This is a genomic window from Pontibacter sp. HJ8 (assembly GCF_054824225.1).
Genome location: NZ_JSYF01000063.1, coordinates 15,026 through 27,224 on the forward strand (window position 1 = coordinate 15,026; position 12,199 = coordinate 27,224).

A 12,199-nucleotide genomic window follows, 5' to 3' on the forward strand; every position below is an offset into this window, starting at 1 on the left:
AGCAGCCTTTGGCAGCCCGGTTTTAAGCCTGTTTCAAAGCATGTTGTTTCGTTTGGCTCACCAGGTATACGCCGGCAAAGATGAGCAGCGCGTAGAGGCCTTTCTGCATCGTGAACGTGTCTTTGCCCAGGGCGATGGCGATCACGATGGCCATAACAGGCTGCAGGTAAATGTAGGCTCCCACCAGCGACGGATTGGCATATCGCAGGGCCCAGGTGTTGAGCAGGTAGGCAAGAATGGTGACGGCAATTACCATAAACAGGATCGCCAGCCAGATAGAGGTCGGGAAACTGCTGTACGCGGGTGCCATCACTTGCTGCATGCCAAACGGAATCACAAAAACGGCTCCTACCGAAAAAATGCGGCTGACGATGGTAATGGCTTGGTAGCGCTGCATCAGCGGCTTGACCAGCACCAGGTAGAGGCCGAAGGAAGTCGCATTCAGAATAATGAGCAGGTCACCCCAGAGATTGCCCGATGCTTGTTCTCCCCGCGAGGTATAGATGAGCAGAAAAGCGCCCAGGCAGGCCAGGGCTATACCTGTTATCTTGCGCTGGCCGATGCGCTCCCGCAAAAGCATGGCCGAAAAGATCAGGACTACTACCGGAACAATGACCATGAGCAGGGCCGCATTGATGGGAGCCGTCAGGTTGAGGCCGCCGAAAAAGCACAGCTGGTTCACGGCTACTCCGGTCACGCCGCAAAGGATCACCCGGATGTTGTCTGCCCTGCCCACAATTTTCTCTTTCGTCACAAAACGAGCAAAGATGCCGAAGAAAAGCGCCGCCGACACCACCCGGATCACGATCAGGCCAAAAGGCCCCACATACGCCGGCATCACCTCCTTGGCGATGCTGTAGTTGCTTCCGTAGATCAGCGCTACCAGAAAAAGCGCCGCGTGCACCTGTACCTGTTTACTCATACCTGCAAAGGTATGTGCTTATTTCTTTTGCATCGTATAAGGACAAGCAACAATCAGGATATACTCTAAATCATTCGCTGCATGAAGGAAATACCGTTAACGGTAAGAAGGTCCATCGAAATCACAGGCCTGTTTTTTCTGGGTTGGATCGTAGTGCTGGGCAAGGGATTGCTGGCTCCCCTGCTGATGGCCTTTTTTATAAGCATTATGCTGCTGCCGCTTTACCGCTTTTTCCGGAACAGGAAGTTCCCGGAGGCCCTGGCCATCGGCGTGAGCCTGCTGGCTCTTATCGTGGCGCTGGGGCTGATCGTCTGGTTTTTTTCTTCCCAGATCAGCATCCTGATACGCGATTTCCCGGCTATTCAGAAGAACGTCATGCGGCACCTGACTGCCCTGAGCTCATGGCTTGGCAGCAAGACGCCCTGGTCTTCGCAGGAGCAGCTTAAGTTTATCAACGAACAGAGCAACAACCTGCTCACCTATGCCGGCTCCCTGCTGGGCGGGCTGGCCGGAGGGGTAACCGGGACACTTATATTCCTGGGTTTGCTGCCCATTTACATTTTCCTGTTGCTCTTTTACCGGAACCTGCTGCTGCGTTTCGTATTTCTGTGGTTTCCGCGCGATAGCCACGAGGGAGTGGAGGATACGCTGCGCGAAATGCAGGTGATCATCAAAAGCTACCTCTTCGGATTGCTGATCCAGATCACGTACATGACGGTGTTGCTGGGAGGTATCCTGATGATCATCGGCATCAAGCATGCGCTCCTGATCGGTATCATCTTCGCCTTTCTCAACCTGATCCCCTATGTGGGTGCCCTGCTGGGGAACATCATCGGGGTGCTGCTCACGCTCGCTTCGTCCGAAGAGCTGTGGCCGGTGGTGGCTGTGCTGGGTACGATTGCTGCCGTCCAGTTCCTGGACAACAACATCCTGATGCCGCGCATTGTGGGTTCCAAAGTCAAGATCAATGCGCTGGCCACCATTGTGGGCGTGATCGTAGGCGGTGAGATCGCAGGTATAGCCGGTATGTTTCTGTCGCTGCCCATCATTGCCGTGCTCAAGGTCGTATTCGACAGAAGCGAGCAGTTCAAGCAGTGGGGGGTGCTGTTTGGCGATGAGCGCCCTTCACGCAGCCCCATGGAAATACCCGTGCTCCGCTGGGATACCAAAGCCATCCGGAAGAAGCTGGAGCGGGAGAATGAAATAGAGCCAACGACCAAAAAGGAAAAGGATAATCTGAGCTGACAGAGCACCGCTTCTTGCAAATGCAGGGGAATCAGGTATAGGAATCTGCAAGACCGGGTTTATATTTACCTCTTTCCCTTCAAATTCGTAGCTTTGTTTTAAACCGATCCCGGAGAAAGTAAAGAGCAGATGATTCACCCCAACATACCTTTGGCCGAGCGCTTGCGGCCCCACAACCTTGATCAGTATTACGGACAAAAGCACCTGGTAGGGCCGGACGGCATCCTGCGCCGCTACATCGAAGGGGGCGTCATTCCGTCTATGATCCTGTGGGGGCCTCCGGGCGTGGGCAAGACGACCCTGGCCAACATCATTGCCAACCAGATGAAGGTGCCTTTCGTGGCCCTTAGCGCCATCAATTCCGGCGTAAAAGATATCCGGGAAGTGATCGACCAGGCCAAAAAGCGGCAGGGCACAGTGCTTTTCATTGACGAGATACACCGCTTCAACAAATCGCAGCAGGATGCCTTGCTGGGCGCCGTAGAGAAAGGAACCGTGACGCTGGTAGGCGCTACGACCGAGAACCCTTCTTTTGAGGTGATATCGGCTTTGCTGTCGCGCTGCCAGGTATACATCCTGCAACACCTGAGCAAGGACGAGCTGATCGAACTGGTAGACAAAGCGCTCTCCTCGGACGAATGGATGCGCCACCGGAAGGTGCGGGTAGAAGAGTACGAGGCGCTGCTGACCATATCGGGAGGCGATGCGCGCAAGCTCCTCAACCTGCTTGAGATCGTGGCAGAAGGCGTGCAGGGCGAGGAGGTCGTGGTCACCAACGACCTGGTGAAGCAGGTGGCCCAGCAGAACATCGTGCTCTACGACAAGTCCGGGGAGATGCACTACGACCTGGTATCGGCCTTTATCAAGTCTATCCGGGGTTCGGATCCCAACGCGGCCGTGTACTGGCTGGCCCGTATGATCGAAGGCGGGGAAGATCCGAAATTTATCGCCCGCCGGCTACTGATCGCATCTTCCGAAGACATCGGCCTGGCCAACTCCAACGCCTTGCTTATGGCCACTTCCTGCTTTCAGGCAGTGCAGATGATCGGCTACCCTGAGGCGGAAATCATCCTGTCGCAGTGCACCGTATACCTGGCCACTTCTCCCAAAAGCAATGCTTCGTACAAGGCCATCAAGCAGGCCCGGCAGATGGTGCAGCAGACCGGCAACCTGCCTGTGCCGCTGCACATCCGCAACGCGCCGACCAAACTGATGAAGGAGATCGGCTACGGCAACAACTACAAGTATGCACATGATTACGAAGGCAATTTTGTGCAGCAGGAGTTCATGCCCGACGGGCTCAACAACACCACCTTCTACGAGCCCGGCCAGAACGGCCGCGAAAACGAAATGCGCAAACAGCTGCAGGCGCAGTGGGGAAAGAAGTACAGGTACTGAGGAGTTTGGGAGTTTAGGAGTTGAAGAGATAAGAAGGTATACGCTCTTGCAGGGACAGGTCGCGGCCTGTCCGAATCGTGCGCCTAACAATCAGCATTTAACATTAAACAATTTAACCATGTTGCCATTTAGCAATTAACCTTTGGTCTATGAAATGGCTCGATTGGTCGAGAAGTGCTTCGGAGAGGCTGCTGTAATGAACTATAAGCCCTAAATTCGCATATTGTAGGAGAGACATAAGGTCTCCTGATCGTAACAAAACATCCTAACCCTTACCTATATGTTAAACTTCCTGAAATATGTACTGGCAACCATACTGGGCCTGTTCGTATTCTTTTTCCTGGGTGTGCTGATCATGGTCGGCATTGTAGCCAGCACAGCCTCCAAAGGAGAGGTGACCATCGCAGAGAACTCCGTACTGGAACTCAAACTAGACAAGCAGATCACGGAGCGGGACCCTTCCAACCCTTTCAACGAACTCGGTTTATCCTACTTCGGAGTTTCCAGCAGCGATGGATTGGATCAGATCAAGGCATCGATCCGCAAGGCAAAGAACGATGAAAATGTAAAAGGCATATTCCTGAACATGCGCTTCGTGGACGCCGGTATGGCCAAGCTGGAAGAGATACGGGATGAACTGATCGATTTCAAAAAGTCCGGCAAGTTTGTCGTTTCCTACGGCGATATGACCAACGAGAAAGCGTATTACCTCTCTTCCGTAGCCGATAAGATCTACCTCAACCCGATGGGCACGCTGGAGTTCAACGGCATCAGCTCTGAGGTTTTCTTCTTCAAAGGCACTCTGGAAAAGCTGGATATCAAACCCACTATCTTTAAGGTAGGCGAGTTCAAGAGTGCTGTAGAGCCTTTCTTCCTGGACAAGATGAGCGAGGCAAACAGGGAGCAGATGAACTCGTTCCTGAACTCGATCAATGACTACCAGCTGCGCAAGATCGCCGAAGCACGGGGCAAGACCTATGAGGAACTGAAGAATGTGTCAGACAACGTGCTCGTGCGCGAGGCAGAAGATGCCAAGAAATATGGTCTGGTCACTGACATCGGCTACTACGACGAAGCCATCGACTACATGAAAGAGCAGGCGGGCATTGAGAAAGACAAAAAGCTGCAGCTGGTGAGCCTGGCCAAGTATAAGAAAGCGGCTGACACAGAGAAAGGCAGCACGTCCAAGAACCGGATTGCGGTCATATATGCAGAAGGCGACATTGTGGATGGCGAAGGCGACGAAGACAACATTGGCAGCATGCGCTATGCCGAAGCCCTGCGCAACGCCCGCCAGGATGAGAACGTGAAGGCTGTCGTGCTGCGCATCAGCTCACCGGGTGGCAGCGCGCTGGCATCCGATGTGATGTGGAGAGAGATACAGGAAACCCGGAAAGTGAAGCCTGTTATCGCTTCTATGTCGGATATGGCAGCCTCCGGCGGCTATTACATGGCCATGGGCTGCGATACGATCGTAGCCCATCCGAACACGATCACCGGCAGCATCGGCGTATTCGGTATAGTGCCCAACATGGAAGGCTTCCTGAAAAACAAAATGGGGATTACGGTAGACCGTGTGAGCACGGGCAAGCACTCCGATATGCCGACTGTCACACGCGCGATGACGCAGTTTGAGCAGGACATCGTGCAGCGTGAGATCAACAAGATCTACGAAGTATTCACCCAGAAAGCAGCAGACGGAAGAGGCATGACGCAGGACGAGCTGAAGCAGTATGCATCGGGTCGTGTGTGGTCAGGTATAGAGGCAAAAGAACGTAACCTGGTCGATGTGCACGGTGGCCTGGAGAAGGCGATCGAAATAGCAGCTGCCAGAGTAGGTATAGCCGATGATTACCGCCTGAAGGAACTGCCACGCCGCAAGTCTTTCGTGGAGGAGATGTTCGGTGATGCCGGTGCGCAGGTAAGACAAAGTGCCGTGAAGGCCGAACTGGGGGAGCTATACCCGTTCTACCAGATGTATAAGAAAGTCGAGAACATGCAGGGGATACAGGCCCGCATGCCGTACGAACTGAGCATACAATAGTGTAACAACGTGTGGTTGCAGGTATAGCCGCCACTTCTTTATCTGATTAACTTATCCGAAAGCTCACTGGCGTCAGGTCAGTGAGCTTTTTGTTTTAGGACAGTTTCTTTTTTTGCAACTTGCCGGCAGGAGTTCCTTTTGATGCCGCTCAGGGCAAATGTGCGTATGAGGAGACACAGATGATGCAGATCATTTCCTGTGTCATTTTAAATACCCTATTTCGCGCAGTCAAAAGGCTACAAGCACACATACCACATTCATACCTTAACGCATATGATGCAGCAACTACAAGAATCCGCTTCTTTCATACAGGCCCAAACCGGTCAATTCGCTCCCGAGTTCGGGATCATACTGGGTACGGGATTAGGAGCACTGGTAAACGAGATAGAGATCGAACACAGCCTTTCCTATGCTGATATTCCGCACTTCCCTGTTTCTACGGTAGAGAGCCACTCAGGCCGCCTGATTTTCGGGCAACTGGCCGGCCGGCGTGTGGTCGTGATGCAGGGGCGCTTCCATTATTACGAAGGCTACACCATGCACCAGGTCGTGTTCCCGGTGCGCGTGATGAAGCTGCTGGGCGTGCAGAAGCTGTTCATCTCCAATGCCTCCGGCGGACTGAACCCGTCCTTCAACACTTCGGACCTGATGGTGATCACCGACCACATTAACCTGCAGCCTTCCAACCCGCTCATCGGCCAGAACCTGGATGAACTGGGACCCCGCTTCCCCGATATGAGCGATGTATATGATGAGCACATGGTGCGGCAGGCCATGGTGATTGCCGAAGACGCGGACTTTGACCTGCGCGAAGGCGTATACGCCAGCGTGCCGGGCCCCATGCTGGAGACAAAAGCGGAGTATGCTTACATCGCCCGGATCGGCGCCGATGCCGTGGGCATGTCTACCGTGCCGGAAGCGATCGCTGCCCGCCACATGGGCATGAAGATCTTCGGCATCTCGGTCATCACCGACATGGGAACACCGGACCGTATCAAAAAAGTAAACCTGGCAGACATACTGGCGGCAGCGGCCATCGCCGAGCCCCGCATGACGATGCTGATCCGGGAATTGATCCGGCTGCAGTAAGAGCATGCTATACCTGAAACCGGGGCTATCCCTCAAAACAGCAAAAGGCGGAACTGCTCCTACAGTTCCGCCTTTTGCTGTTTTCGAAGCCGGCTATACCTGCCGGCGACCGGCAAATGCGAATCGGGGATTACTGTATGATGACGGTCTTGCGGTCGTAGGCCAGGTTAGTAAAGACGCCGATCCCGCCCTTCACCGTTGATTTTATTCTGGAGGGCTGGGCGAAAGGATTGCCGTTGGCATTTTTGGCATCCGAAATAGAGCCCAGGAAGTCGTGGTACTGCTCCTCGACATGGTAAAGCGAAATAATGAGCGTATCGTTCTTCTCAAAGTCATAGGCCGTGCCGTACGAGACACGCTTGCCGTTGGTCAGCTCGTCAGAAGACACGAAATCCCGGCTCGACGAGCGTTCCAGGCTGTCGCGGTTGATCATGTAGCGGTAGAAGTTGTTTTGAGACGGATCATCCTGAAACCAGGTCAGCAGGTAGGCCTTCTCTTTTTCGTTGAATTTCCACTCAATGGTGTCAATCGGGACCCGGTCCAGAATCGTGGTGGAGCCCGTTATCATGCGGCCTTTTTCGTCCTTCACCTCCAGGAAATACACATCTCCCGGCTTTCCCGTAAAAACCTCTTCTGAGTGGTGGGTATAATACTTACCGCTTTCCTCCTCCAGGTAGGGTCCGAAGTCAAGCTCTATCCTGCGGCCGTTGTGTATCAGGTATACCCTGGCATCGCGCACCAGCGGCACCCGCGGCTCTTCAAAGTAGCTCACACTTTCCAGTATGGTAGCCCGGTACTGTTGGCCGGGTTCCAGGTAGCACTCCACCGTCATTTGCGACTCGTGGGGCGGCAGGTCGATGTCCACGTCTTTTTCAAGATCACAGGCCTGTAGCAGCAACACAAGCAGGGGCAGGAACAGGGATAGCGTCTTCTTCATCAGAATTTGAAATTATAGGTAACCGAGGGGATGACCGGGAACAGGGAAACCTGCTTGCCCTGAAAAGTCAACGTTTCTTCATCGTTCTCGTCCTTCACCTGCTCAAAATATACAAAGTAAGGATTGCGCCGGTTGTAGGCATTGTAGACACTGAAGGTCAGGTCCGATTCCCCGTTCCTGGGGCGCAGCTTGAGCACAAGGCCCAGATCCAGCCGATGGACGGCTGCCAGCCGGAAGCTGTTGCGGTCGCTGTAAACGGGTACCACTGTCGCATTCTTGCCCTCCACATCCTGAAAAGCGATGCGCGCGACCGGCAGTGAAAAAGCATTGCCGGTGCCATACACAAAGGCTCCGGTCAGGCTGACGCGCTTGCTCAGCTTGTGCAGCAGCACGATGCTCAGGTCGTGGCGCCGGTCGTAGCGGGTCGGGAAACGGCGGCCTTCGTTGATCCCGTCGAAGGTGCGGTAGGTCCAGGAGAGGGTGTAGCCGATCCAGCCGGTGGTTTTGCCTGAAATTTTTTCCAGGTAGATCTCGTTGCCGTAGCTTTCCCCTTTGCCAAACAGGAATTCCTGCTCCAGGCTGTCGTTCACGAACAGGTTGGCCCCGTCGCGGAAGTCGAGCTGGCGGTTCATCCACTTGTAGTATACCTCGTTGGTGAGCAGGTAGCGCCCCTTGCCCAGCAGATGGCTGATGCCGGCGGCTACCTGCTGGGAGCGCTGTGGCCTGACATAGTTGTTGGAGGGGTACCAGATATCGGTAGGCAGCGAGGCACCGGAGTTCGCGGCCAGGTGGATGTACTGCATCATGCTGGCATAACTGGCTTTGAGGGCCGTACGCTCCGTGAGGTTGTATTTGGCAGAAGCACGCGGTTCGAGGCCGGTATAGGTCTTGCCGCCGCTGTGGAAGCCCGAAAAGCGCAGGCCATAGTTAAGCGATAAACGGGAGCTGACCTGAAAGTCATCGGCCACATACGCGGCGGCTTCTGTCGCTTCGTAGTCACTACCCGAGGCAAAAGCCAGGCGGTCGTCGTCGGAGTCGAAGTTAAGGCGCCCGATCGTAAATTGATACCGGGTGGCCTGGGCGCCAAACTGCAGGTTGTGCCCCTTGTTCAGGATCAGGTCAAAATCCGTTTTTAAGCTGATGTCCCGGATATCAGACGTGAGGTTGAAGCTGAAAACATCGATCTTGTTCTTGATGTTATACTCGTAGCTGGAGCCGGAAAGGGTGGTATTGGCCTGCAGGCGGGAATTGAATTTGTGTTGCCAGCGCAAGGAACCCACTTTGTTGCCCCAGTCGAAGCCGAAGGTGAAATCCTCATCTTCAAATCCGAAGAAGTCTCGGCCATAGTAGCCGCTCAGAAAGAGTTCGTCCTTTTCGCCCAGTTTGTAATTGACCTTGCCGTTGAGGTCATAGAAGTAATAATCCGGGATAGGGCTATAATCCTTGCTGTCTTCCTGCAGGCGGTTTATCTGGCGCGTAAAAATATCGAAGTAGGTACGGCGGCCGGAAAGGAGGAAGGACGATTTATCCCTGACGAGAGGGCCGTCTACGGTAAGGCGCGAGGCAATAAGCCCGAGCCCGCCTGTGGCCGTAATGCGCTCCTTGTTGCCCTCGCGCATACGCACATCCACGACCGAAGAGAGTCTGCCGCCAAACTGGGCCGGAAATCCTCCTTTGTAAAGCTCCACGCTTTCGATGGCATCGGGGTTGAACACGCTGAAAAATCCGAACAGGTGAGACGGATTGTAGACCACCGCGTTATCGAGTAGCACCAGGTTTTGGTCAGGGCCGCCCCCCCGCACATAGAGCCCGGAAGCTCCTTCGCCCCCCGACTGCACTCCGGGTTTGAGCTGCAGCGTCTTGAGCAGGTCCACTTCGCCGAAAAGAGCGGGCAGCAGTTTGGCTTCTTTCGTGGTGAGCAGCTCTACACTCATCCGGTTGTCGTTGAGCTTCTGCTGGAGTGTGTTGGCTTCCACCAGCACTTCCTGCAGCTGGCTGTTGCCGGAGGCCATCTGTATGTCGAGGGTCTGGTTGCTGCCCCGTATTGTAATAGGGCGGATAGTGATCGCATAGCCAATGTAGGTCGCCTGCAGGGTGTGGTCTCCGTCAGGCAGTTGCAGGCTGTAGAACCCCTTCTCGTCAGTTACAGTGCCCAGCCTCAGACTGGGTACAGCTACCGTGGCCCCGACGAGGGCCTCCTTGCTTTCTGCCGCCCGCACATAGCCACTAAGGATATAGCTGCGCTGGGCCATCGCTTCCGGAAATACAAGGCAGAGCAGCGGTAGCAGGTATACTACGAGGGCCGGGAAAGGTATGGAAGGGAGTGGTATTACTAACAAAGTGCAAATCAGCTAATTGAGAAACAAAGATAATAAATCATACTGAACTGCAGGATAAACCCGGGAAGCGGGTGATTGTTTCTGTGAAAACCGGGCGAAGGTACAGAAGTCAGCCCGGCAACCGCCAGCCTGTTTGCGGCTGCCGGGCTGGTAGGTATAGGAGGTGAAAATAGCTTCGGATAAATCCTGCCGGGCAGGTAGCCAGGCAGGATTTATCCGGCTACTGGATGTTGTTGTTCAGCCAGGCGGCGCGGAGCTGGAGTTGCTGCGGGGTCGGGTTCTCTTCCGGCGTCAGCAAATGCAGGACTTCGCGGGATACCTGGGTTACCTTGCCTGTCAGTTTTTTGGGTTGCACCGTGCCTTTGCCATCTTCGCGGCCTACGGTGAACTCAATTTTGCTGCCCGGCTTCGCCTGCTGCAGTTCTTCTCCTATGATCTCGCGGATGTTGAGCGGCGTGATTTCCTTTCCATTGAAGGCAAGCAGCTGATCCCCCTCCTTAAATCCCATTTTTTTGCCGAACGCATCCATCTCATCGGTTTCTGCTACGGTGATCTTATCGGCTTCTTTGTCATACCCCGGCACAAAACCACCGTAGGAATTGACCAGCTGTTTGGAGATGGGTTCATAGCGTATACCTACTTTGTCAAAAAGCTCCTGCAGGGGAAGCGGCTCGGGACCTTCCACATACCGCGCAAAGAAAGTGCGTATTTCCGGGTAGGTAAGCTCGGTGATCTTATCGAACAATTCCTCGTCCTTGAAAGGTCGGTCCTTGCCATACGTTTTGGAGAGCTCCTGCATCAGGTCGCGCAACCCTTTTTTGCCGGCTGAATGCTCCCGCAGTTGTATGTCGAGGGCCAGCCCGATGAGGGCGCCTTTCTGGTACACGTTGCCATACTCTTTCTCATATTTGTCCAGCACCTTGGCGCTCATTTCGGTAAAAGCCAGTGAGTCGTTGTAGTAGTCCCGGGAGGTATAGATATTCTCGCGCACCTTTTCCAGGTATTCCTCCAGCGGGATGAGGCCCTCGTATACCTGCACATGCGAGGCAAAGTACTCCGTTACGCCTTCATACAGCCACAGGTGCTTCGACATTTTCGGGTTGATGAAGTCGAAGTTGTGAATCTCTTCGGAGTGGATGGACAGCGGGGTAACAATATGAAAGAACTCATGGGCTGCCACATCGCGCATGGTGCTGTTGAAGCGGTCTTCCGGCATTTCGGGCAGGTAATAGACCGAAGAGTTGGCGTGCTCCAGTGCTCCGTAAGAGCCGGATTTGCCTGGCTTTTCCGGTACATAGATCAGGAAAGCGTACTTATCGACGGGCAGGGTGCCGCCCAGGTAACTGCGCTGCGCTTCGAGTATATCCTGGATGTTGTCGGCAATGGGCCGGGAGGTGACTTTGCCCGAAGGTGAGTAGACCGACACCAGCACTTTTGTTTCCCCCAGGTTGAGTACGGTGGTATCCGGTTTGTTGTACATCAGCGGCGAATCGGCCAGCTCTACATAGTTGGGTACCAGGTAGGTATCCGAGGTGGCCGTAGTCGACACGGCTTTGAGCGGGGTGGACCCGTAGAAGCCCTGTGGTTTGGTGATCGTCAGTTCATACGGCACCTGCTTGAGGCCATCGAAATACCCGATAAAACCGAAGGTGTTGATCAGGAAGTTTTTGCCTTCTTCAATGTTGGTGCCGCCCGGCTCAAAAAGAACGTCCTCCCGCTTTGCTGCATCAAAGGTATCGTCGGTCCAGTACGTGACCTTGTCGAGGTTGGTGGCATTGCTGATGCGCCAGCGGTTGGTATCGAGTTGTTCTACCGGCAGGGTATTTCCTTTCGCGTCGTAGGCGGTGAAGGAGGAGATGTACTTGCCAAAATCTGAAACCGAATAGGTACCGGGCACTATTTTAGGGATGTTGTAGATGATCGAGTCCTGCTTGATAGCCGGCGCCTGCATGGTCACCTGAATTTTGTCATTTTTTACCTGTGTCAGGTCGATGGTAAAGCTATAGCGCTCGTCCGCAGCAGACTTTGATTTGGTGGCCACAGAAGCGCAACCCAGGTTGAGGCAGAGGCCAAGCAACAGCAGGAGATGTTTGATTTTCATAAATGGGATGTGAGTTAACATTTAGTTAACGAATACGCTTTGTTTTTGGATTTGATGTCGCCGGCGCTCCAGAAAACTATCTATTGAAACAGGCCCGGCCCCGTTAAACAAATAAAAAAAGCCG

8 protein-coding genes are annotated in these 12,199 nt (G+C 54.1%); 4 read left to right on the forward strand and 4 right to left on the reverse strand.

All coding sequences use genetic code 11. The annotated features are described in order from the left end of the window. Positions 1-22: 22 nt before the first annotated feature. Complete coding sequence (locus OB13_RS03815) at positions 23-922, reverse strand: DMT family transporter (RefSeq protein WP_461488820.1); 900 nt, start codon at positions 920-922, stop codon at positions 23-25. A gap of 81 nt (positions 923-1,003) precedes the next feature. Between OB13_RS03815 and OB13_RS03820 the strand changes: the two genes are divergently transcribed. From OB13_RS03820 to OB13_RS03835, 4 genes are all read left to right on the forward strand, one after another. Further along, the gene (locus OB13_RS03820) at positions 1,004-2,167 is read left to right on the forward strand and encodes an AI-2E family transporter (protein ID WP_461488821.1); all 1,164 of its coding nucleotides are present in this window, start codon (positions 1,004-1,006) and stop codon (positions 2,165-2,167) included. 129 nt (positions 2,168-2,296) lie between these two features. Beyond that, a complete protein-coding gene (locus OB13_RS03825; RefSeq protein ID WP_461488822.1) occupies positions 2,297-3,565 on the forward strand; it encodes a replication-associated recombination protein A in 1,269 nt (422 codons plus the stop codon). A 280-nt stretch (positions 3,566-3,845) separates the two neighbouring features. Then, the gene (gene sppA / locus OB13_RS03830; protein ID WP_461488823.1) at positions 3,846-5,609 is read left to right on the forward strand and encodes a signal peptide peptidase SppA; all 1,764 of its coding nucleotides are present in this window, start codon (positions 3,846-3,848) and stop codon (positions 5,607-5,609) included. Between the two features lie 273 nt (positions 5,610-5,882). Then, positions 5,883-6,698: a purine-nucleoside phosphorylase gene (locus OB13_RS03835; RefSeq protein WP_461488824.1), complete on the forward strand. Its 816-nt coding sequence runs from the start codon at positions 5,883-5,885 to the stop codon at positions 6,696-6,698. A 130-nt stretch (positions 6,699-6,828) separates the two neighbouring features. Here OB13_RS03835 and OB13_RS03840 read toward each other — a convergent pair whose 3' ends face one another. From OB13_RS03840 to OB13_RS03850, 3 genes are all read right to left on the reverse strand, one after another. After that, positions 6,829-7,635: a DUF4249 domain-containing protein gene (locus OB13_RS03840; RefSeq protein WP_461488825.1), complete on the reverse strand. Its 807-nt coding sequence runs from the start codon at positions 7,633-7,635 to the stop codon at positions 6,829-6,831. Continuing rightward, positions 7,635-9,974, reverse strand: a complete 2,340-nt coding sequence (locus OB13_RS03845) for a TonB-dependent receptor (protein WP_461488826.1) — start codon at positions 9,972-9,974, stop codon at positions 7,635-7,637. The genes OB13_RS03840 and OB13_RS03845 overlap by 1 nt, the downstream gene beginning before the upstream one ends. Positions 9,975-10,194: 220 nt before the next feature. Then, on the reverse strand, positions 10,195-12,075 hold the full coding sequence (locus OB13_RS03850; protein WP_461488827.1) for a M61 family metallopeptidase: 1,881 nt from the start codon (positions 12,073-12,075) through the stop codon (positions 10,195-10,197). Positions 12,076-12,199: the final 124 nt, after the last annotated feature.

What these genes read in the sequence shown, in the direction of transcription:
- OB13_RS03815 (WP_461488820.1), bottom strand. Translation starts at nt 922, where the DNA reads ATGAGTAAACAGGTACAGGTGCACGCGGCGCTTTTTCTGGTAGCGCTG.
- OB13_RS03820 (WP_461488821.1), top strand. Translation starts at nt 1,004, where the DNA reads ATGAAGGAAATACCGTTAACGGTAAGAAGGTCCATCGAAATCACAGGC.
- OB13_RS03825 (WP_461488822.1), top strand. Translation starts at nt 2,297, where the DNA reads ATGATTCACCCCAACATACCTTTGGCCGAGCGCTTGCGGCCCCACAAC.
- sppA (WP_461488823.1), top strand. Translation starts at nt 3,846, where the DNA reads ATGTTAAACTTCCTGAAATATGTACTGGCAACCATACTGGGCCTGTTC.
- OB13_RS03835 (WP_461488824.1), top strand. Translation starts at nt 5,883, where the DNA reads ATGATGCAGCAACTACAAGAATCCGCTTCTTTCATACAGGCCCAAACC.
- OB13_RS03840 (WP_461488825.1), bottom strand. Translation starts at nt 7,635, where the DNA reads ATGAAGAAGACGCTATCCCTGTTCCTGCCCCTGCTTGTGTTGCTGCTA.
- OB13_RS03850 (WP_461488827.1), bottom strand. Translation starts at nt 12,075, where the DNA reads ATGAAAATCAAACATCTCCTGCTGTTGCTTGGCCTCTGCCTCAACCTG.